Genomic DNA, 21,035 nt, shown 5'->3' on the forward strand with positions numbered 1-21,035 from the left:
TGTGCCGACTGGAGAGGTCCGACACTTGCGGCATTCCACGCCTGCTGCCCCCGCAGTGCGCGAGACGCTGGAACGGGTGCTTGCCAGCGAAACGTTCGCACGCTCCGAGCGTGCGCGCGACCTTTTGCGGTATCTGGTCGAACGCGAGCAGGCCGGTGAAGCCGACCGGCTCAAGGGCTTTGCCATAGCCGTCGACGTCTTCGGCAAGGACGCCGATTTCGATTCCGCGACGGATGCGGTCGTGCGGGTGCAGGCGGGACGCCTGCGCGATCTGTTGCAGCTATATTCCGAAACCGAAGGCGCCGGCGACGCTTTCCGCATCACCGTCCCGCGCGGTTCCTACGTTCCGGTCTATGAGCCAAGGGCGGATCGCTCCTGCCCGCCGCAGGCCGATTCCTCCCGGGACGCACCCGGTACCCTGACGACCCCTCTGCCGGTGCCTGCCGGTGCCGCAGCCATGCAGCAGACCTCGCCGCTTCTGATGCGCCAGATCCAGTTCATCTGGCTCGCCATCGTGCTGGTCATCGGCATGCTCGGCGTGCTGATCGTGCGGCAGGGCAGTTTTCTCTCCGATACGACGGCGGCGGAAGCCGAGGCTTCGGATGCCACAGCGAGCATCAGGGCGGCGTCCGCCATGGAGGCCCTGCCCACCGTCTACCTCGCCGTGAAGGCGGGCGGAACGGAAGCGGACAGGGTCGCCGCCGCCCTGCGCGCCGGCCTGACGAGCTTCGAGACGATCAAGTTCATCGGCCGAGACGTCAGCGCCGACCGCGACCGTTCGGCCGACGCCACCAGCTTCGTCTACGAGTTGCTGCCCGGCCCGGAGGCGGGCGGCGTCACCATCGAATTGCAGAACGTCGCGACCGACCGCGTCCTGCTGTCGCGAAAGCTGAGCCGGGCCGATGCCGCTCCCGCCGTGGTCGAGGACCGCATCGCCGACTTGCTGAGCACCACCGCTCCGGCCTCCGGCACCATCTACACGGCCATCGAGGAAAGCGGCGCGCAGACCGGGCTGGTGCGCTGCCTGCTGCTCAACGAGGACTATTATCTCGACCAGAACGAGGAAACGCACGAGGCGGCCTATCGCTGCCTGCAGGCGCTCGCCGACCAGAACGCGAAATCCTCGCTGGTCTATGCGGAACTGGCCTCGCTGCATGTCGAGACGGTGACCGACCGCTACCTCTATCCGCCGAACGCCACCCTCGAGCAGGCAATGGTTCTGGCGCACAAGGCGGTGCAGAACGGAGCCACCAGCCCCGACGCGCACCGGATCTACGGCTACGTCAATGCCCGGTTGGGCAAGACCGACGAGTCGATCCGCTGGATGCGCAAGGCCTACGAGCTCAACACCTACGACCTGTCGATGGCCGCGTCCTACGGCTATGCGCTGATTTTCGCCGGCCGCTATCGCGAAGGCACGCCGATCGTCAGCCGCGCGGTCGAAGCTTCCAGCAGCCATCCGTCATGGTGGGATTTCGGCCTGTTCGTCGGCGCCTTCATGCAGGGCGACATGCGGCGCGCCGGCGATGCCGCCGAGGCGCTGACCAGCGCGTCCACCAAGTCGCACTATCTCGCCGCGCGGCTCATCGTCGCCGACGCCGCCGGCGACGACAAAGCCAAGCGCACGATCATGGCCGAACTGACGAAGGATTATCCCAAATTCGTCGCCAACCCGCGCAGGACCTTCATCCAGCGCAAATATCCCGCGGACCTGACCGACCGGCTGGTGGATGCCCTGCGGTCAGCAGGGCTCGGAGGCGCCTCTTGAGGCATCCGCCCTCTCCTGTCAGCGACCCTGACCATCCATGACGGTATCGCTTTTCGCATCCGACCGCGGCACCGGCAGCCGCACGATCGCCCTGCTGCACGGCTTCGGCGCCTGTCATCGCGTGTGGGACGACATCGCCGCCGATCTTGCCGGAACGGCACGCATCCTCGCCTACGACCTTCCGGGCCATGGCGCCTCGCTCGAAATCCCCGATGCCGGTTCTCCACGCAAGGCGGCGCAGGCCATCGCGGCGGATATCGCCGCGCGCGGCCTGCCCCACGTCCATCTCGTCGGCCACTCGATGGGCGGCGCGGTCGCCATGCTGACGGCGCTGGCGGCGCCCGGGCACGTCGCCTCGCTGACCTTGCTGGCACCGGGCGGCGTCGGTCCGGAGATCGACGCCCCACTGCTCGCCCGCTACGCCCTCGCCGACAGCGCCGAAGACCTGGCCGCGTGCCTCGCCGCCATGTCCGGGCCGGACGCCAAGTCCCCTGCCGCGACCATCGAGGCCTTGCTGGCGATGCGCGGCGTGCCGGGCCAGACCGGCAGGCTGGCGGAGATCGCGGCGGCGATCACCCGCGACGGGCGCCAGGGCGTCATCCCGGCAGATCTTCTCGCTTCGCTCGCCATGCCGGTGCAGGTGTTGTGGGGAACGGACGATCCGGTCCTTCCCGCCGCGCAGGCGGACCGGCTTCCGGCCGCCTTCGCTGTCCGCCGGCTGCCGCGCGCCGGCCACATGCTGATCGAGGAGGCACCGCAAGCCGTCGTCGAGGCGATCCGCTCGGACCTGTTGCAAACCGCGCCTTGACCGCCATGAAGAGTGCATTGGCCGCGCTTCTGTGTTAACTCTCCGTTAACCGAACCGCGAGGCAGCCCGATGCAGGACGCAGGCGAGAATGTGACCCCCATCGATCCGTCGCGAAAGCTTTCCGACGCCGTGCGCGAGGTGAAGAACGCTCTTGCCGACCGCGACGACGTGGTGGTCGACCTGCGCGAGGCCCACCGCATGCGCCTCGACCTGCTCGCCGCCGAACTGGCGCCGGTCTTCGCTGACGTGCCGGCCGACAACGACAGTTTCGATTTCGCCGTCTCCTCCGGCTTGCAGCCGCGTTTGTGGATCGACGCCGTCACCCATGTCGCCATGGGCCGCGACCGCCGCACCTACCGTTTCCTCAAGGATACCCGCATCGGCCGCGTGGTGCTGGCCGAATCGGCCGACATGAAGACAGTTGCCGACCATGTGACGCGCTATGTCGCCGAACGCGTGGTGGAGCGCGAGCGGCTGATGGAAGGCGGCGCCGAACCGGCGGCTGGTCTCTCGCGACCGACGGTCACCGAGGCCGAGCCGCCGATGCAACTGGCCGGCCAGGGGAACGCCGGCTTCTGGCCGACCGTCTTCTCCACCCTCGGCGTTGTTACGGCCGGCGCCCTTGTCGGACTGGCGCTTGCAGCCCTCCTGTTCTGGGACCGGCTGTCGGCGATCAAGGTCAGCTTCTGACGGCCTCAGGCTCGACGCCGAGTTCAACCGTCTCGAGATCGGCCGGCGGCAGCGCAGGTCCCGAAAGGCCGCGCCGTGTCAGCCGGATACGCCAGGCGTCCGGCGATCCGTCGATCTCGAAGAGGTTGTATTGCGAGGCCGGATGCCGGCCACCCGGCGCCTGCCCGGCGGCGGCGACACCTACGACCGGAATGCGCACGCCACGCTTGCCCAACCAGCCCAATGTCGGCAGGTGCGAATGGCCGTGCAGCACCAGTTCGGCACCGTGGCGGGCCAGCGTCTTCTGGAAGCGGGAAATGCCGAACAGGCGCTTTTGCGGCGACACCGCCCCGCGCAGCGGCGGATGATGGATCATGACGACGCGGAAAAGGCCCTGCCGGCCCGTCTCTTCGAGCATCGCCCCCAGCCGCGCCGCCTGCCCTTCCTTGAAGAAGCCGTTGGCCATGAAGGGTGCGGTGGCGCGCGCGGTCGAGACGCCGATCAGCGCCACCGGCCCGCGCACGCGCAGATAGGGAAAGCCGTTGCGGTCGACCGGCGCATGGCCGTCGTCGCCGGTCATCCACGCACCCCACGCCCGGCAGGCCTTGTGGAAGGCGCCCGGAACATAGGCGTCGTGGTTGCCCGGCACCACCGACACGTCGGCGGGCGAACCCAGCGTTTCCAGCCACAACCGCGCCATCTCGATCTCGCCGTCCAAAGCGAGGTTGACCAGATCGCCGGTGACGGCAAGATGATCCGGCCCGGCCGCCCTGATATCGGCCACCAGCGTCTCAAGCACGCTGTCGTGCATGTGCCGGCGACGGTTGCGCTGCCAGTTGACATAGCCGACCACCCGCTTGGAGGCGAGGTCGCGATAGGTTACAGGAGGCAGAGGGCCGAGATGGACGTCGGAAATATGCGCAAGCCGGAACATATCCCTTTCTTACGGGACGGATGCGCGCCTTTCCACACATGGTTTCGCACCCGATGACGGATAGCCAAGTGGAAACGGCATTCCGCCAGACCGGCTGGCCGGGCCTGCGTGCGAAACTGTTCCATCTCTATTTCGTGCTGAGCCGGCCGATGACGCTCGGCGTGCGCGGCCTGATTTTCGACCGCGCGGCGAACGCGGTCTTCCTCATCCGCCATACCTACGTGCCCGGCTGGCAGCTTCCCGGCGGCGGCGTCGAGCGCGGTGAGACGATGGAGGAGGCGCTGGCGCGCGAGATCGCCGAGGAGGCCAACATCACGCTGACGGCACAGCCGCAGTTGCGGTCGATCCATTTCAATCGCCGCTCCAGCCCGCGCGACCACGTCGCCTTCTATCTCGTCGAGGCGTTCAGCCAGTCGGCGCCCAAGCTGCCGGACCGCGAGATCGCCGAAGCCGGTTTCTTTTCCCTCGACAGCCTGCCCGACGGCGTGACGCCGGCGACGCTCAGGCGCATCGCCGAGGTCTTCGGCGACGCGCCACCCTCGCCCGATTGGTAATCGGCCTACTACTCAACCGGCGAGCAAGCGGGCACGGTCGTGCGGCGCCGTATAGTCGACCTCCGGTCCCACCGGCACGATGCCGGTCGGGTTGATGGTCTTGTGGCTGCCGTAATAGTGCCCCTTGATGTGGAGAAGGTTCACAGTCTCGGCCACGCCCGGCACCTGGTAAAGCTCGCGCAGATAGTTCGACAGGTTCGGATAGTCGGCGATGCGGCGCAGATTGCACTTGAAATGGCCGACATAGACCGGGTCGAAGCGCGCCAGCGTGGTGAACAGCCGCCAATCCGCCTCGGTGATGCGGTCGCCGACGAGGTAGCGCTGGCGTGACAGCGTCTCCTCGATCCGGTCGAGCGTCGAAAACAGCTCGCCGAACGCCTCCTCGTAGGCTTCCTGCGTGGTGGCGAAACCGGCACGATAGACGCCGTTGTTGATCGCCGGATAGACGACCGCGTTGATGACGTCGATGTCCGCGCGCAACGCTTCGGGGTAGAGGTCGATACCGGCATCCCCCCATTCGTCGAAGGCCGAGTTCAGCATGCGGATGATCTCGGAAGACTCGTTGTTGACGATCGTCTGTTCCTTTTTGTCCCACAGCACCGGCACGGTGACGCGGCCGGAATAGGCCGGATCGGCCTTGGTGTAGATCTGGTGGAGGAATTCCAGACCGTAGAGCGTGTCGCCGGTCGCGCCCTCCTCGGCCAGGAACGTCCAGCCGTTCTCGCCCATGTGGTAGTGGACGACGGAAACGGAAATGACGTCCTCTAGCTTCTTGAGCTTGCGGAAGATCAGCGTGCGGTGCGCCCACGGGCAGGCCAGCGAGACGTAGAGATGATAGCGCCCCGGCTCGGCCTTGAAGCCGCGCGTACGGCCCTCGGCCGGTTTCCCATCCACCGTCACCCAGTCGCGCCACTGCGACTGGCCACGCACGAAGCGGCCGCCGCTTTCCTTGGTGTCGTACCAACGATCCTGCCACTTGCCGTCGACCAGAAGGCCCATCGTCGTTTCCTTTCGTTTCTAGGGTTCCATGTAGGCCATCGCCCGACACGGCAAAAGCGCGGCAGGGGAAACGCACCGTCAACCGATACGCTTGCGCAAAAGCCCGATTGCGGGCACCGGAATTTGATGCTAGCGGAGGCCATCATGTTCGATGTCTTTGCCACGCTCCGGTTCGACCGACGACGAAAGGACGCCCGCGCCTGAGGCGCGCCATTGGCGAACGCTGCCTTCGTGCAGCAATCCTTTCCCGTACCCCGGAACGCAAAGACCATGAGCCTTGCCGACATCGTTTACCTGCCGGAAACCCCGGCGCACGATCCTGAAATCGACGTCATCAACGAGGAAGCCTTCGGGCCGGGGCGCTTCGCGCGCGCCGCCTACAAGATCCGTGAGGGCGGGCCGCACGAGCGGGCGCTGTCCTTCGTGGCGATGGACGGGAATGCCGTCGTCGCCTCCGTGCGCATGACGCACATCTTCGCCGGCAAGGGAAGCGCCGTAATGCTCGGACCGCTGGCGGTGCGCCCCACGCACAAGAACGTCGGCATCGGCCGCCGGCTGGTGGCGATGGCGCTGGAAGCCGCCGCCAAGGCGCATGTCCCTGCCGTCATCCTCGTCGGCGACGAGCCCTATTACGGGCCGCTCGGCTTCACCCGCATCCCGCGTGGCCAGATCGCCATGCCGAGGCCCGTCGATTACGACCGCGTGCTGGCCCACGAAATAAAGCGCGGCGCGGTGGCGAAGCTGACCGGCATGGTCCACCACGCCGACGCCGTGCCGACCGACGAGTTGGCCTGACCATCTCTTCCGGTTGCGCCCGCGCCTGCGCCCCCATAGCATCGGCATTCATCATCGGGAGAAGACGGATATGAACCCAGGCGGCCAGACAGCGATCGTCACCGGCGGCGGCTCAGGCCTCGGCGAAGCAACGGCGCGGGCGCTGGCCGCGCGCGGCGCGAAGGTGGCTGTCCTCGACCTCGGCGCGGAGCGCGCCGCCAGGGTCGCCGCCGACATCGGCGGCGTCGCCGTGCAATGCGACGTATCCAGCGCCGAAAGTGCTGCTGCCGCAATCACCGAGGCGATGGAAAAGCTCGGTCCGGCCCGCATCCTCGTCAACTGCGCCGGCATCGTCATCGGCGTCAAGACGATCGGCAAGGACGGCCCGCATCCGCTCGACCAGTTCCGCAAGGTGATCGAGATCAACCTCGTCGGCACCTTCAACATGATCCGCCTGTTCGCGGACCAGGCCTCGAAGCTGGACGCCCTGGAAGGCGGCGAGCGCGGCGTCATCGTCAACACCGCTTCCGTCGCGGCCTATGACGGCCAGATCGGCCAGGCCGCCTATTCGGCCTCGAAAGGCGGCGTCGTCGGCATGACGCTGCCGGTGGCGCGCGACCTCGCCCGCTCCGGCATCCGCGTCTGCACCATAGCGCCCGGCATCTTCAAGACGCCGATGATGGCCGGTATGCCGCAGGAGGTGCAGGATTCGCTCGGCGCCGCCGTTCCCTTCCCACCGCGCCTCGGCGAGCCTTCGGAATATGCAGCTCTGGCCCTGCACATCGTCGACAACCAGATGCTGAACGGCGAGACGATCCGCCTCGACGGCGCCATTCGCATGGCGCCGAAATAGCCGGCGTGCCGGCCGTGAGGCCTGTCCCGCAGAAGTCCGGCCCGCTGGCCGGCCTGACCGTGGTAGAAATGGCCGGCCTCGGCCCGGTGCCGCTGGCGGCCCTGATGCTGTCGGAAATGGGCGCCGAGGTGTTGCGCATCGAGCGCGCCGACGCCGGGCGGCCGTTCCTGTCGCTGCCGCCCGAATTCGACCTCGACCGCCACGGCCGCATCATCCTCAAGGCTAACCTGAAGCGCCCTGAGGGACGGGCCCTGATGCTGCGCCTACTTGGCAAGGCCGACATCCTGATCGAAGGCTTCAGGCCGGGCGTCATGGAACGGCTCGGCCTCGGACCCGCCGAGGCCGCGGCCGCCAATCCCGGCCTCGTCTATGGCCGCATGACCGGGTTCGGCCAGGACGGCCCGCTCGCGGGCCGCGCCGGCCACGACATCACCTATTTGGCGCTGTCGGGAGCCCTGCATGCGATCGGCCCGCAGGACAAGCCGCTGCCGCCGCTCAATCTCGTCGCCGACTATGGCGGCGGCACCATGATGCTGGTCAGCGGCGTGCTGGCGGCCCTGGTCGAGCGCGGCCGCACCGGCAAGGGTCAGGTGGTCGACGCGGCCATGGTGGAGGGCGCGGCGATGTTGTCGGCGCCGCTGCACGCCTACAAGGCGGCTGGCCTGTGGCGGGATGCGCGCGGCGTCAACCTGCTCGACGGCGGCGCGCCGTTCTACGACACCTATGCGACAGCGGACCGCCGCCACGTCGCCGTCGGCTGCCTGGAGCCGCAATTCTTCGCCGAATTCGCCCGTCTGCTGCCGTTGGACGAGCGTTTCGTCCCCGGCCAGTACGACCGCGGCCTATGGCAGGACATGCGCGCGGCAATCGCCAGCCGCTTTCTCGTGAAGACACGCGACGACTGGACAAAAATCTTCGCCGACAGCGACGCCTGCGTGGCACCGGTCCTGAGCCTGGCAGAGGCGAAGGACCATCCCCACAACCGCGCTCGCCGGACATTCGCGAAGGCCGGCACTCTGGAGCGCCCTGCCCCGGCGCCGCGCTTTTCGCGAACGCCTTCCGCGATGGCGGGCCCGCCGGGCGACAGCCGCGAATTGCTCGCCGCCGCGCTGAGGCGCTTCGGTCTCACCGTGGAGGAAACCGAGGGGCTTGTCAGCAACGGCATACTTGTTCAATAAATGGCCAATAACTGGATTGAATAAGTAGACTTTACGAGGACCGCCGTGCAGGAACCGAAGAAGGACGTCATCCGCGAAACCGACGCGGCGGCGATCAGGCAGGCCAGGACGCTGGTGCGCAGCGCCCGTTTCGGCGCTCTGGCGGTGCTGGAGCCGGAAACCGGAACGCCGCTGGCAAGCCGGGTGGGCGTCGCCACCGACCTCGACGGCACGCCGCTGATCCTGATTTCCATGCTTTCGGCCCACACGGGCGCGCTGCTCGCCGATCCGCGCTGCTCGCTGCTGGTCGGCGAGCCCGGCAAGGGCGACGCGCTGGCGCATCCGCGCATCACGCTGGTCTGCCGCGCCGCCAGGCTAGAGCGCGGCACGCCCGAACACGCCCGCGCCGAACGCCGCTACCTCAACCGCAACCCGAAGGCCAAGCTTTACGTCGGGCTGGGCGACTTCTCCTTCTTCCGGCTGGACGTGGAACGCGCCAGCCTGAACGGCGGCTTCGGCAAGGCCTATCTGTTCAAGCGCGACGATCTCATTGTCACTGGTCCGGTGACCGAGGCACTGGCCGCCAGCGAGCAGGGCGCGCTCGACCACATGAATTCCGACCATCGCGAGGCCATCGACATCTATGCCAGCCACTATACGGGCGCCACCGGCGACGGCTGGGTGCTGACCGGGTTCGATGCCGACGGCATGGACCTCGCGCGCGGCGACGAGGTGCGGCGCGTCTTCTTTCCCGAACCGCTCGCCGCCGCACAGGACCTGCGCGTCAAGCTTGTCGAAATGGCGAAAGCCGGCCGCGCCGCGCAGACGGCTTGACCGCAACGTTTCGATCATGGGTTGAGATTTGAGCGGAATGGTCTACGGTTCGAAGCGCACCTGCCAATGGCAGCGTGATGCGGCACACAATCTGACCAGCGGACGCCAGCGCCCCCATGGCATGCCGGGTCATTGAGATTATGGGGCAACGATGGCTTCCGACAAGCTGATCGCCGACACCGAGGCTGCGGCGGCATTCCTGGCCTTGATGGCCAACGAAAAAAGGCTCGCTATCCTGAGCCACCTTATCGACGACGAACTGTCGGTGGGTACCATCGCCGAACGCGTGGAACTCAGCCAGTCTGCCTTGTCCCAGCACCTGGCGAAACTGCGCGGCCTCGGCCTGGTCGAGACGCGCCGCGACCGCCAGATGATCTACTATTCCTGCCAGTCCGATGCGGTACGGCAGTTGCTGGACCTTTTGGCGACGCTGTTTTCCGCGTCGGGCCGTGAGGTGGCGCCATTGCATCTGAACGCGACGGGAACTTGACCGCCCGGCGGCGTCGGCCCTATCCGGCGGCACGAACTGCTGGACCGCGATGGAACCGATTCGCATAGACGATCCCGCCGACCCACGGGTCGCCGCTTTCCTCGACATACGCGAGCGCGACCTCGCCGGGCGGCAGGGCCGCTTCGTCGCCGAGGGCAAGGTCGTGCTGGACGTCCTGCTGACCGGCAGCCGCTTCGAGGCCGAATCGGTGCTGATCCTGGAAAACCGGCTGGCCGGCCTCGCCGGCATTCTGGAAAAGGCGCCACCCGCCCTGCCCGTCTACGTCGTTTCAGCAGCCGTCATGGACCGCATCGCCGGGTTTCCCATGCACCGCGGCATCCTCGCCATCGGCCGCAAGGGGCAGGAAATACCGGCCGCCGACCTGCTCGCCGCCCTGCCCGAGCGCGCTTTGGTGCTGGTGCTGGTCGGCATCGCCAACCACGACAATATCGGCGCGATCTTCCGCAACGCCGCCGCCTTCGGCGCCGACGCGGTATTCCTCGATCCGACCTGCTGCGACCCGCTCTACCGCAAGGCGATCCGAGTCTCGGTCGGCGCCGCCCTCAAGGTGCCGTTCGCCGTCATCCCCGACGTCGGCGCCTTCACCGGCCTGCTGGCCGAAAGTGGGTTCGACAACTTCGCCCTGTCGCCGCGCGGCAACCTCGACATCCGGCAGGCCCGGCATGGCGGCAGGGTAGCGCTCTATCTCGGCACCGAGGGCGAGGGCCTGCCCGAATCCCTGCTGCGACACATGCGGACGCTGCGCATCGCCATGGCCGGAGGGTTCGACAGCCTCAACGTGGCGGCCGCTTCCGCCGTCGCGCTGCACCACTTCTTCGACGGTTCCGACTGATGGAAACCCGCTCGGGACTACGACCGGGAGGTTTCCCCCTGCCCTTCCTTTTGGAGCGCCCGCACGCGGTCGGCAAGGCTCATCATCCGCGCGCCGTCCTGGACGCCGGCCGGCGCGGCAAGCGCCTTGGCGATCGGCGAATCCGGACTGTCCAGTTTCATGGCGAGGGTGACGACCTCGGCCGCCAGATCGTGCATTTCCTCACGCAGCGCAGCCGCGCCACCGCTCACAGGTAGCCGCTCGGCCTTACCTGCCGTGGCGGCGGCGAGATCGGCCTTGAGGCGCTTGTTCTCGCGCAACAGCGCCGTCAGCCTCGCCTCCAGCCGCTCGCGCTCGGCCTCGTTGCCTTGCGGCGTTTGCCCGGCGGCGCCAGTGTCGCCCTGTGCCACCCCGCGCAGGCGTGCCAGTTCCTTTTCCCGGCGGTCCAGCTTGTCGTCGCGATCGGCGACCGTCGCCATCAGGCGATCCAGTTTCTTCTCGAACTCCGCCACCTTCTTCCGTTCGGCCGCCAATGCCTCGCGGCCCAGCTTGCTCTCGGCCAGTGCGTCGCTCCTGGCCTTGTCGGCCTCCTTGCGCTGGTTGCGCAGCGCCGCGATCTCGGCGGCGAGCTTTTCCAGTTCCGCTTCGCGCGCGACGAGCTCGATCTGCCGGTTCGACGACGAGAAGCTGGCCTCGTCGTACATCTGGCCTAGCTTGTCGAATTCCTTGGCGCGTTCCTGCAGCAGATGCTCCGTCTCGCCGACCTTGCCGGTAAGATCGCGAAGCTGCCCGTCACGCTCGGCGAGGGCTTTTTCCACCTGTTCCTTGCCGGCCTGAAGCGCGGCAAGGACGCCGTCCTTGCGCTCGCCTTCGGCGGCCAGCGCCTTCAGGTCTTCCCCGGCGCGGCCGATTTCGACCAGCTGCGCCGCCAGCTTTTCCTTGAGGGCCTTCGTCTCGACTTCCAGCTTGCGCACGGAAACGGCGAACTCGGCGCGAACGCGATCCTTGTCGGCCTGGATCTCGGCCAGCGTGAGCGGCATCGTTGCCTCGATGCGCTTGCGCGTCAGCACCACCGCCCGGCGCCAGACAGCCGGCGCGACCAGGACGGTCAGGAAGCCGGCACAAAGCAGGCCGAGCACGAAGAACAGGATCGACTGGACCAACACGCTTTACCCCTGGGACGGCCGGCGATCCGCCGGCACCCGTCCTTCTGGCATGGCCGAAATCGGCGCCCCCGGCAAGAGCCGAGGCCAAGCTCGAGTGCCGATCAGAACGGATTCCAGGTCGGTTGTTGCGTCAGTTTCAGGTAGCCGAGGTTGACGCCGAGGCGGGCGCCGACGCCGGTGCGGATCGGCACGAGCAGCACGTTGCCGGCCTTGAGTACGTTGAAGCCGATGCCGGCGACGACATAGGCCGAGCCCGATACGCCGCCGAAGCGGTTGTAGAGGCTGCCGACGTCATCGAGATTGTAGACCAGCATCATCACGCGCGAGCCGTTGCCGCCGAAATCCCAGCCGAGCGAGGGACCCTGCCAGTAGACCTTATGGTCGCCGGCATTCTTCGTGTAGAGCGTGCCTTCGCCGTAGGTCAGGCCGCCGATGATCGCGCCGGAGCCCTCCTCTCCCAGCAGATAGCCGTTGGGCAGGCCGTAGGAGGCGAAGATCTTCTCCACCACCGTCGCCAAGCCCCCCGATGTCTCGCCGAAGAAACGGTGGCCGGAATCGACGATCTCCTGCGCCGTATATTCCTGCGCCCGCGCCGCCGGCGAAAAAGCAACCAGCCCGCCAAGGGCAACCATCAGGGCAATGAAACGCAAAAGGCTCGGAGAGCCGAATCGGGAAAGCATGCTTCCAATCTCCGTCAGGGAGCACCTTCGCCGACGCCTCGCACCTTACGGCTCTTGATCGGCCGCTTAAGGTGATTCTTGAACGGCAAACTAGGCCGTAATCCTTTTTCAACCATTAAGCTCGCACATGAACATGGCGGTTCGAGGGCCGCACGTCCTGTCGCCTGCCGAATGATTTGCAATTTCGGCAATTCCAGATTTACTCCTGTACACATATGTATCGTACATCGAGGAACCCGAGGGGAAACGGTATCCGTGCGGGGACCGCGACGACGTGCCGTCGTTTTGATATCGTCTGATTTTGCAAGGACCTTCGCCTATGGCCGACCTTTTCTCGCTCTCCGCCACAGATCTTGCCGCGCTCCTGTGCAGCCGCGTCTGCCACGACATCATCTCTCCGGTGGGAGCCATCAACAACGGCCTTGAGCTGCTTGACGAGGGGGGCGCCGACGAAGACGCCATGAACCTCATCCGCCAGAGCGCGCGCAACGCCTCGGCCCGCCTGCAGTTCGCCCGCATCGCCTTCGGCGCCGCCGGCTCCGCCGGCATGCAGATCGACACCGGCGATGCCGAAGCGGTGGCGACAGCCTTCCTGAAGAACGAGAAGCCCGAACTGACCTGGACGGGCGCACGCGCGCTGCTGCCGAAGAACAAGGTCAAGCTGCTGCTCAACCTGATCCTGATCGCCAACGCCGCGATCCCGCGCGGCGGCAAGATCACTGTTGCGCTCGAAGACCTCGACACCCAGCCGCGCTTCACCTTCACGGCCAGCGGCCCGATGCTGCGCGTGCCGCCGAAATTCCTCGAGCTCCATTCCGGCAACCGCCCGGAGGAGCCGATCGACGCCCATTCGGTGCAGCCCTATTACACCCTGCTGCTGGCGCGCGAAGCCGCCATGGAAATCACCATCCACGCCACCTCCGACGAGATCGTCCTGACCGCCGCCTGATCCGACGGCCTCGGATAGCGTCCCTCCGTCCCTTCACCTCCCGGTTGCATCGACCGCCCTTGCCGGCGGTCTTTGCAAAAATTTTACCCAAAGCCTTTTCGGCTTTTTTACCGGGGTCCGCCTATCCTGTGCGGAGGACAAGGCATCGCGCCGGAAAGTGGAGGCCGGTTTTCGGTAAAAGCGATGCGGTCAAGAGGGGTCCGCACATGAAACGTTGCATGTTCGTCGACGCGTCGAGCGTCATCCGCAAGGTCGCCAAGCGCATTCTCGGCGGACCCGACCTGATCGTGGTCGAGGCCGAAAGCGGCGCCAGCGCGCTCGATATGTGCGCGGCCGAGATGCCCGATGTCATCGTCGTCGATGGCACCCTCCCCGACATGCAGACCGCCGCCTTCATCCGTTCGGTACGGTCGATCGAAACCCCGGTGGTGCCGCAGATCCTGATTTCCCTGGTCGAAATGGATGTCGGCGCCATCATGCGCGCCAAGCGCGCCGGCGCCCAAGGTTATATGCTGAAGCCCTTCAACCGGGCGCAGTTGCTGGAGCGGTTCCGCTCGCTCGACGTGGCGGCTTGAAGCGGACAGCGAAAAAGCAGCAAGGCCGCTGACGATCGTCAACGGCCTTGAAAAGATTTGGCGAGCTCAATTGGCCGCTCGCCATTGCCTGTTCGGTTGTCAGGCGCTTTCGCGGATGTCTTCCGGCTCGCGCAGCACATAGCCGCGGCCCCACACCGTCTCGATGTAGTTCTGCCCGCCCGAAGCCGCGTCAAGCTTCTTGCGCAACTTGCAGATGAAGACGTCGATGATCTTCAGCTCCGGCTCGTCCATGCCGCCATAGAGATGATTGAGGAACATCTCCTTGGTCAGCGTAGTGCCCTTGCGCAGCGAGAGCAGCTCCAGCATCTGGTATTCCTTGCCGGTCAGGTGCACCCGCTGTCCGCTGACCTCGACGGTCTTGGCATCCAGGTTGACGATCAGTTCGCCGGTGGCGATGACCGACTGGGCGTGGCCCTTCGAACGGCGCACGATGGCATGGATGCGGGCGACCAGCTCGTCCTTGTGGAAAGGCTTGGTCATGTAGTCGTCGGCGCCGAAGCCGAGGCCGCGCACCTTGTCCTCGATGCCGGCCATGCCCGAAAGGATCAGGATCGGCGTCTTGACCTTCGAGAGCCTGAGCGTGCGCAGCACCTCGTAGCCCGACATGTCGGGCAGGTTCAGGTCGAGCAGGATGATGTCGTAGTCGTAGAGTTTTCCGAGATCCACGCCCTCCTCGCCGAGATCCGTCGTATAGACGTTGAAACTCTCGGATTTCAGCATCAGTTCGATGCTCTGTGCGGTTGCACTGTCGTCTTCTATCAGCAGAACACGCATGTCATTCCCCTTTCTGCTGCCGAACCCACGTCGCGCCCCATCCGGGACCGGAGCAGTGATTGCCTGAACCGAAGCTGCCACTCAATGGTTAACAAAACATGATTCCCTATGCGAAGCGATATCAGATTTTTTAACCATCTTCTACACTCACTTGAATCCAAAGCTGAATCACCGGGGTCCACGACCGATTCGACGCATTAAGAAACGCGCCTAAGTGATTCAACTGACTCGCTCAATCCCCTCGTCCAGCGGCCGAAATTTTTACCGGCCCTTAAGTCCTGACCCGTATGATTAACAATGCCCGTAAACGAAAGGTTACCGGCAGCGAAGAACTTTAGGATTTCGTTTCCCATAGCGAGGGGAAGCTTGGGGAACACCGGTGCGGCTGCAGCTTGCCAAGCCAGGGGACGTTATGTGCGAGGTATGCGTGCACAGGAGTATCGAGTCATGAAGTCACGGGAAAACCTCGTTCGTCTGAAGACGTTTCAGGTGAACGAGAAGCGGCGTCAGCTCCTGCAGCTGGACATGATGATCGCCGAATTCGAGCGGATGGCCACCGAACTGGACCTGCAGATAACGGCCGAGGAAAAGAAGGCCGGCATCACCGACATCAATCATTTCGCCTATCCAACGTTCGCCAAGGCGGCGCGCCTGCGCCGCGACAACCTGCGGGATTCGCAATCCGATCTCGCCCAGCAGCGCAGCAATGCCGAATCATTACTCGCCGAAGCTGAAGCGGAGCTGTCCAAGGCCGAGATGCTGGAATCGCGCGACTCCAAGGTCCGCGACATGGACACGGGCGGCCGCAGCGCCATGATCGGCTGATCGCGGCGACTACGCCGCGCTTCGCAAGACCGATACCGAGCGATACGCAAAGGGCGCGGCCAGGCCGCGCCCTTTTTCATTTCGTCGAAAGCAGGTCTCCCGCCCGCACGGCGCCGTGCGGCAATCTCCGGTCACATACCGGATCCGCCACCCCGTCGATCGCCAAGAGCAGCGCCCAGCGCGGCAGGCAGCGGCCGACGGGTTCATGCGCGGTGATGGGATTGCCGACAGTCCAGGGATGCGACAACCGCACCCCTGTCATCGAAGCCGGATCAGTGGCGATATTGCTGGATACGCGTGGTGCGCAGACCGGCCAGGCCATATTCGTCGATGGAGGCCTGCCAGGAAAGGAATTCCTCGGTCGTCAGCTTATAACGCTGGCACGCCTCGTCGAGGCTGAGCAGGCCGCCGCGCACGGCGGCCACCACTTCGGCCTTGCGCCGTATGACCCACCTTCGCGTATTGGTGGGAGGCAGATCGGCAATCGTAAGAGGGCTGCCGTCAGGCCCGATAACATATTTGACTCGCGGTCTAACCAGATCGGTCATCGTACTCTCTACTGAAACTCGCGGACCTAATCACCGCCACGTTACCGCCGCAGCTTTAAAAATTGCCTAAGCGTTCCCTAATCGATAGGTAAGGTTCGTGAACGTCACGTTAGGAATGGTTTCCGCATTTGAGACAAATGCCCGGCACCGCCGCTGCGGAGGCCATCCAGGCCGATCGGGAGCTTGCAAGCTGGCGCGACCGGAAAGCTTGACCTATATTGTCCGCATTAGCCGGGCTGGCACCATTGCCCGGCACAAGCGGTATCGCTGAGCCGACTTCGGAATGCATGACCATGAACAGCCTTGACCTGCCCGGCCTCCCGAAGGACACGCGCGTCGTCGTCGCCATGTCGGGGGGCGTCGATTCCTCAGTCGTAGCGGGACTGCTGAAACGGGAAGGCTACGACGTCGTCGGCGTGACGCTGCAACTCTACGATCATGGCGCCGCCACCCACCGCGCCGGTTCCTGCTGCGCCGGCCAGGATATCGACGATGCCCGCCGCGTTTCCGAAACGCTGGGCATCCCCCACTACGTGCTCGACTACGAGGAGCGTTTCCGCAAGGCGGTCATCGATCCCTTCACCGAGAGCTACGTGGCCGGCGAGACGCCCATCCCCTGCGTGTCCTGCAACCAGACGGTCAAGTTCGCCGACCTTCTGGCCACCGCCCAGGAGCTCGGCGCCGACGCGCTGGCCACCGGCCACTATATCCGCAGCCGCGCCAACGGCGCCCATCGCGCTCTCTATCGGCCGGTCGACGCCGACCGCGACCAGAGCTACTTCCTCTTCGCCACCACGCAGGCGCAGATCGACTATCTGCGCTTCCCCCTGGGCGGTCTGCCGAAACCGGCGGTTCGCGCCATTGCTGAAGAAATGGGGCTGGCCGTCGCCGCCAAGCACGATAGCCAGGACATCTGCTTCGTGCCGCAGGGCAAATATTCCGACATCATCGCCAAGCTGAAGCCAGCGGCCGCCAACCCGGGCGAGATCGTCCATATCGACGGGCGCGTGCTCGGCCGCCATGAGGGCATCCTGCGCTATACGATCGGCCAGCGGCGCGGCATCGGCATCGCCTCAGGCGAGCCGCTCTACGTCGTCCATCTCGACGCCGACCGGGCCCGCGTGATCGTCGGCCCGCGCGAGGCGCTGGAAACGCACAAGATATACCTGCGCCAGATCAACTGGCTGGGCGACGGCCCGCTCTCCGAGATCGGCGAAGCGGGCATGGAACTGTTCGCCAAGGTGCGCTCGACGCGCCCGCCGCGGCCCGCCACCCTTCACCATCGCAACGGCGCCACCTGGGTGGAACTGGCCGACGGCGAGTCCGGCGTCGCGCCCGGCCAGGCCTGCGTGCTCTATTCCGACGACGGCAACGACGCCCGCGTCTTCGGCGGCGGCTTCATCGAGCGCTCGGAACGCGGCGCAGAGGCCGAAGCCATGCTGTCCAGGCTAAAGGCCCGTCCAGCCCCGGAACCGGCTCAGTAGACTGCCGTCATAGCCGCCAGATCAGGGAATCAGGCGCTCTCGCTCTTGTCGCGGAACCTGTCGTGGGGGACGGTGCCGGCCGTCAGGATGCGAAGGACGCGGATCGCCTCCTCGCCATCGGTTGCCGGCTCCCGGCGCGTGCGGATGCACTCCAGGAAATGCTCCAGTTCGCGCGTCAGCGGCATGCCCTGCTCCACCGTGACATAGCTGGGCTCGTTGGCGGTGAACGCCCAATGGCCGCTGTCCTGCCAGACCGCATGGCGGTAGACGGCAAGCTTGCGTTCCCACGGCTCGACATCGTCGAACACCGCCATCGCCTTGGTGCCGACCACCGTAAGCCGCCGCTCGCGATAGGGGTTGAGCCGCGAGGTGAACAGATGGCCGCGCAGATTGTTCGGAAACACCATATGCAGGTGTGCGAAGTCGCTCAGGTGATCGAGCAGGGCGGCCCCCTCCCCGCGCACCTCGATCGGCTCGGTGCCGGTGATGGCGAGGATCATCGACAGGTCGTGCGGCGCAAGGTCCCACAGCGCGTCGTTCTCGGTATGGAATTTGCCGAGCCCCAGCCGATGCGAATGGATGTAGCGCACCTCGCCGAGCTCGCCGGCGTCGACCAGCGACTTCAGCTTCTCGAAAGCGGGATGGAAGCGAAGCACATGCCCGACCATGAAGATGCGGCCGGCCGCCTTGGCGGCGGCGACCGCACGCTCGGCATCGGCCACCGTCAGCGCGACAGGCTTTTCGACCAGCACGTCCTTGCCGGCCTGCACCGCACGGGTCGCCATCTGGGCATGGAACTGCGGCGGCAGCGCCAGCACGATGGCGTCGACGTCGTCACGGGAAAACAGCGCCTCCGGCTCGATCGCCAGGCAATCCTGTTCGCTGGCAAAACCTTCGGCGCGCGCCTTGTTGAGATCGGACACCGCATGCAGCACGCCAAGCCCTTTCAGCGTGCGGATGTGGTTGGAGCCCCAATATCCGCACCCAAGAACTGCCAAACGCGGTTTCATCAATCCGAGAACTCGAAAATTTCGTGGCTGAGACATAGCGGCGCACATGCGCGAACTCAACCCCGCCGGGCCAAGAAGCCGCAGCAAATCACGATGCGCGGCCGGATCGGCAAGGAGCGCCGCGCCTTCTGCCACCTTTGGCCGACGGAACCGACACGAAGACCAGGATGGAGGGCCGGGACGCGCCATTGCACTCAAGACAACCGTGCGTCCGCAACCCTCGCGCTATCCCTGAAAGACGCCGGTCAATCGGCTTGACACATCCGGCGGCTCAACCTTATATCCGCGCGACCTCGCCGAGACGCCAGACAGATCATGGCTTCGGCCCCGGGGCGGAGTAGCTCAGTTGGTTAGAGCAGAGGAATCATAATCCTTGTGTCGGGGGTTCGAATCCCTCCTCCGCTACCAAAAATCTTTAATGATTTCAGATAGATAAGTCCGCACAGGCTGTCGCGACATAGCGCACGGATAGCGTTGGGTGTCATTTCGGGTAACACGAGCGTGCGCTTGAATGCGACGAGATGAAGCGAGTCGTTGGGTCAGCGTCGCTCTCACTCCAAGCCAAACTCAGCCTTCAAGAAATCCACGGTGGCCTGATCGCGAAGTTTGCAGACGATGTTCTGGTTGGCGAACGCGCCCTTGAACCATTTCCCGTTGTTTCGATCGAACGTCTTCTTCCAATCGATGCCCACGACATATTCGGCAAGCTCAGGATTGTCGGCGTTATGTCCGAGGTTCTGGCCCAATAGTGGCTGCTCAAGGAGCGGGCCGTCCGGCGTCTGGAAATCAACGGCTGGAGTCTTATCCGTCGAGACCACACCGTAGCCGATATAGCCGTTCCCCTTGTCGAAGACGAAGACCTCGTCGCCGACACTGAGTTGGTCGAGGCGCTTGGAATAGAACTCGCCACCGCCCGCCGCGATAAACCCATACTTACGATAGTCGTCCCACGAGCGCTTTTCATTGAGTCCCGCATTCGCGAAGAAGTAGCCGGACCATGGCGGGCGAACCTTACGCTCAGAACGTTCCTCGACTTCTTCCTGATCGAGCAGGAAGTCCGTTGTCAGCCATTCCTGGCCGTTCGCCTCAAAGACGTTGAAGAACACCGTGTTGATAGCCACACCATGTTCCTCTGACAGGTATTCGACGATCCGCCGCGAAGCCGGGTCGAGTTCGCTCGCGACGATTAGCATAGAGTGGCTAGCGTTGAGTTGGTCGGGTATAGCCTCGCCAAAATGCTCCCGGTAAGCGGTAACGAGGCGCTTACTCAGGAACTTCTCGGCGCGCTCATAGATTTCAGGCGTCGTCAGCGTGCGCACCCATGAGGCGTAGTCGAGAACCTGCGCCACGATCTCACGTGGTGTCCGATCCTTTTTCAACTCGATTATGATCAACGCGCCTGTGGTATCCATCGCCAGAAGGTCGATGAACTTGCCATGGTCGGTAGGCACCTGCCGGCCAATGATCAGCGCGTCCAAACCTAATAGACTCGGGTCTTCCGCGACCCAATCCTCAATGAGGCTTTCCTTGTTCAGCGGCTTGCGGGTTGCCGGCCGCAGCTTGTCCCCGACAATGCCATAGAGGGAAGTCACGCCGCCGCCTCCATATCGTCAGAAGGGTAAGCGTCGATTAGAGACTGATGCAGCGCCAGCATCTCGTCATGAAACGGCTCAGCAGCGAGCGCAGACATGTCGAACACGCGGCAATAGGCGATGTCAGCATTCGACATATAGTTGGTGTGGACCAAATTGATGCGAACCTCGTCAGCCAGATCAGTATACTGTCGCAGCTCTGGGTCAGCACTCTCGCCGCTCAGGAACGCTCTATACAACTCGGCAATTACCGGCTGCATATGCTCCTCAATGTTGCGAACTTCCTTCATCATGTCGGCTATCTCGGCGTCGATGGCAGCTTGGTCGTTAAAGAAGACCGTTCCGGTGGGGTGAGCAATCTTATTGCGACGCTTCACGAACTTGGCGAATTCACCAACCTGCTGGTTAGTGCAGCCGATCAACTTCAGAAAGCGGAAGATTTGGCTTTCCTTCAGCCGGTCGTAGAACTTGAAGGGGCTCTCGCAGGCCATAAGGTCGCCCTCATCCTCGTTGCGGAAGCCAACCATCGCCATCGCGAACTGATTCGGCCGCGCCAGCCTGATTTGCCAAATCGAGAAACTGACGAAGCTCATGTAGAGCAGGTGAAAGGCGAGGCTGTTGATTTCCGCTGAGAGCTGACCCGGGATTGAGGGATTTTTCCATTGAGAAGTGACCCATGTTTGAACCCACCCCTGCTGGTTGATTGCAGGGGACTTTGGAGTGATAGACATGGCGTTAC

At 64.8% G+C, this 21,035-nt stretch carries 23 protein-coding genes and 1 tRNA gene; 15 read left to right on the forward strand and 9 right to left on the reverse strand.

Annotation, left to right across the window (positions count from 1 at the left end):
• Positions 1–25 precede the first annotated feature (25 nt).
• The 3 genes from E6C48_RS16220 to E6C48_RS16230 all read left to right on the forward strand — a co-directional run bounded on the left by E6C48_RS16220 (position 26) and on the right by E6C48_RS16230 (position 3,266).
• The gene (locus tag E6C48_RS16220) at positions 26–1,768 is read left to right on the forward strand and encodes a tetratricopeptide repeat protein (RefSeq protein ID WP_136359064.1); all 1,743 of its coding nucleotides are present in this window, start codon (positions 26–28) and stop codon (positions 1,766–1,768) included.
• A gap of 37 nt (positions 1,769–1,805) precedes the next feature.
• A complete protein-coding gene (locus tag E6C48_RS16225; protein ID WP_136359066.1) occupies positions 1,806–2,576 on the forward strand; it encodes an alpha/beta fold hydrolase in 771 nt (256 codons plus the stop codon).
• Positions 2,577–2,645: 69 nt separating this feature from the next.
• Complete coding sequence (locus E6C48_RS16230; protein WP_136359068.1) at positions 2,646–3,266, forward strand: hypothetical protein; 621 nt, start codon at positions 2,646–2,648, stop codon at positions 3,264–3,266.
• Here the strand turns inward: E6C48_RS16230 and E6C48_RS16235 are convergent.
• Complete coding sequence (locus E6C48_RS16235) at positions 3,256–4,179, reverse strand: metallophosphoesterase family protein (protein ID WP_136359070.1); 924 nt, start codon at positions 4,177–4,179, stop codon at positions 3,256–3,258. The genes E6C48_RS16230 and E6C48_RS16235 overlap by 11 nt on opposite strands.
• A gap of 53 nt (positions 4,180–4,232) precedes the next feature.
• Here E6C48_RS16235 and E6C48_RS16240 point away from each other — a divergent pair, with 53 nt between their 5' ends.
• A complete protein-coding gene (locus E6C48_RS16240; protein ID WP_136359072.1) occupies positions 4,233–4,733 on the forward strand; it encodes an NUDIX domain-containing protein in 501 nt (166 codons plus the stop codon).
• A gap of 12 nt (positions 4,734–4,745) precedes the next feature.
• Here E6C48_RS16240 and E6C48_RS16245 read toward each other — a convergent pair whose 3' ends face one another.
• Positions 4,746–5,732 (reverse strand): glutathione S-transferase family protein, encoded by a 987-nt coding sequence (locus tag E6C48_RS16245; RefSeq protein WP_136359074.1) that lies wholly within the window; start codon positions 5,730–5,732, stop codon positions 4,746–4,748.
• A gap of 270 nt (positions 5,733–6,002) precedes the next feature.
• Here E6C48_RS16245 and E6C48_RS16250 point away from each other — a divergent pair, with 270 nt between their 5' ends.
• The 6 genes from E6C48_RS16250 to E6C48_RS16275 all read left to right on the forward strand — a co-directional run bounded on the left by E6C48_RS16250 (position 6,003) and on the right by E6C48_RS16275 (position 10,693).
• On the forward strand, positions 6,003–6,527 hold the full coding sequence (locus E6C48_RS16250; RefSeq protein ID WP_136359076.1) for a GNAT family N-acetyltransferase: 525 nt from the start codon (positions 6,003–6,005) through the stop codon (positions 6,525–6,527).
• Between the two features lie 70 nt (positions 6,528–6,597).
• A complete protein-coding gene (locus E6C48_RS16255; RefSeq protein ID WP_136359078.1) occupies positions 6,598–7,359 on the forward strand; it encodes a 3-hydroxyacyl-CoA dehydrogenase in 762 nt (253 codons plus the stop codon).
• Positions 7,360–7,373: 14 nt separating this feature from the next.
• Positions 7,374–8,537, forward strand: a complete 1,164-nt coding sequence (locus E6C48_RS16260; protein WP_269142565.1) for a CaiB/BaiF CoA transferase family protein — start codon at positions 7,374–7,376, stop codon at positions 8,535–8,537.
• Between the two features lie 45 nt (positions 8,538–8,582).
• On the forward strand, positions 8,583–9,350 hold the full coding sequence (locus E6C48_RS16265) for a HugZ family pyridoxamine 5'-phosphate oxidase (protein ID WP_136359080.1): 768 nt from the start codon (positions 8,583–8,585) through the stop codon (positions 9,348–9,350).
• A 151-nt stretch (positions 9,351–9,501) separates the two neighbouring features.
• Positions 9,502–9,840 (forward strand): ArsR/SmtB family transcription factor, encoded by a 339-nt coding sequence (locus E6C48_RS16270; RefSeq protein ID WP_136359082.1) that lies wholly within the window; start codon positions 9,502–9,504, stop codon positions 9,838–9,840.
• A 49-nt stretch (positions 9,841–9,889) separates the two neighbouring features.
• On the forward strand, positions 9,890–10,693 hold the full coding sequence (locus E6C48_RS16275) for a TrmH family RNA methyltransferase (RefSeq protein ID WP_136359084.1): 804 nt from the start codon (positions 9,890–9,892) through the stop codon (positions 10,691–10,693).
• 17 nt (positions 10,694–10,710) lie between these two features.
• Here the strand turns inward: E6C48_RS16275 and E6C48_RS16280 are convergent, their stop codons facing one another.
• Positions 10,711–11,838 (reverse strand): coiled-coil domain-containing protein, encoded by a 1,128-nt coding sequence (locus E6C48_RS16280; protein WP_330998617.1) that lies wholly within the window; start codon positions 11,836–11,838, stop codon positions 10,711–10,713.
• 101 nt (positions 11,839–11,939) lie between these two features.
• Positions 11,940–12,470: a DUF1134 domain-containing protein gene (locus E6C48_RS16285; RefSeq protein ID WP_230978806.1), complete on the reverse strand. Its 531-nt coding sequence runs from the start codon at positions 12,468–12,470 to the stop codon at positions 11,940–11,942.
• 367 nt (positions 12,471–12,837) lie between these two features.
• Here E6C48_RS16285 and chpT point away from each other — a divergent pair, with 367 nt between their 5' ends.
• Together chpT and E6C48_RS16295 are read left to right on the forward strand one after the other, a co-directional pair.
• Positions 12,838–13,467 (forward strand): histidine phosphotransferase ChpT, encoded by a 630-nt coding sequence (chpT, locus tag E6C48_RS16290; protein ID WP_136359088.1) that lies wholly within the window; start codon positions 12,838–12,840, stop codon positions 13,465–13,467.
• A 206-nt stretch (positions 13,468–13,673) separates the two neighbouring features.
• On the forward strand, positions 13,674–14,042 hold the full coding sequence (locus tag E6C48_RS16295) for a response regulator (protein WP_136359090.1): 369 nt from the start codon (positions 13,674–13,676) through the stop codon (positions 14,040–14,042).
• A 99-nt stretch (positions 14,043–14,141) separates the two neighbouring features.
• On the opposite strand, the gene ctrA is transcribed toward E6C48_RS16295, so the two are convergent.
• Positions 14,142–14,837 carry a response regulator transcription factor CtrA gene (gene ctrA / locus E6C48_RS16300; protein ID WP_136359092.1) on the reverse strand — a complete coding sequence of 232 codons (696 nt, stop codon included), beginning with the start codon at positions 14,835–14,837 and terminating at the stop codon, positions 14,142–14,144.
• 447 nt (positions 14,838–15,284) lie between these two features.
• On the opposite strand from ctrA, the gene E6C48_RS16305 reads away from it, so the two are divergent.
• The gene (locus tag E6C48_RS16305; RefSeq protein ID WP_136359141.1) at positions 15,285–15,662 is read left to right on the forward strand and encodes a flagellar export protein FliJ; all 378 of its coding nucleotides are present in this window, start codon (positions 15,285–15,287) and stop codon (positions 15,660–15,662) included.
• Between the two features lie 272 nt (positions 15,663–15,934).
• Here the strand turns inward: E6C48_RS16305 and sciP are convergent, their stop codons facing one another.
• A complete protein-coding gene (gene sciP, locus E6C48_RS16310; RefSeq protein ID WP_013529904.1) occupies positions 15,935–16,210 on the reverse strand; it encodes a CtrA inhibitor SciP in 276 nt (91 codons plus the stop codon).
• Positions 16,211–16,497: 287 nt separating this feature from the next.
• Between sciP and mnmA the strand changes: the two genes are divergently transcribed.
• A complete protein-coding gene (gene mnmA, locus E6C48_RS16315) occupies positions 16,498–17,694 on the forward strand; it encodes a tRNA 2-thiouridine(34) synthase MnmA (protein WP_206086518.1) in 1,197 nt (398 codons plus the stop codon).
• Positions 17,695–17,723: 29 nt separating this feature from the next.
• Here mnmA and E6C48_RS16320 read toward each other — a convergent pair whose 3' ends face one another.
• A complete protein-coding gene (locus tag E6C48_RS16320; protein ID WP_136359096.1) occupies positions 17,724–18,704 on the reverse strand; it encodes a Gfo/Idh/MocA family protein in 981 nt (326 codons plus the stop codon).
• 331 nt (positions 18,705–19,035) lie between these two features.
• On the opposite strand from E6C48_RS16320, the gene E6C48_RS16325 reads away from it, so the two are divergent.
• A tRNA-Met gene (locus E6C48_RS16325) sits at positions 19,036–19,112 on the forward strand.
• 143 nt (positions 19,113–19,255) lie between these two features.
• Here E6C48_RS16325 and E6C48_RS16330 read toward each other — a convergent pair.
• Together E6C48_RS16330 and E6C48_RS16335 are read right to left on the reverse strand one after the other, a co-directional pair.
• On the reverse strand, positions 19,256–20,296 hold the full coding sequence (locus E6C48_RS16330; protein WP_136359098.1) for a PDDEXK family nuclease: 1,041 nt from the start codon (positions 20,294–20,296) through the stop codon (positions 19,256–19,258).
• The gene (locus E6C48_RS16335) at positions 20,293–21,027 is read right to left on the reverse strand and encodes a hypothetical protein (protein ID WP_230978807.1); all 735 of its coding nucleotides are present in this window, start codon (positions 21,025–21,027) and stop codon (positions 20,293–20,295) included. The genes E6C48_RS16330 and E6C48_RS16335 overlap by 4 nt, the downstream gene beginning before the upstream one ends.
• Positions 21,028–21,035: the final 8 nt, after the last annotated feature.

Origin of the sequence: Ollibium composti (genome assembly GCF_004801285.1) — a bacterium.
GTDB lineage: Bacteria > Pseudomonadota > Alphaproteobacteria > Rhizobiales > Rhizobiaceae > Mesorhizobium > Mesorhizobium composti.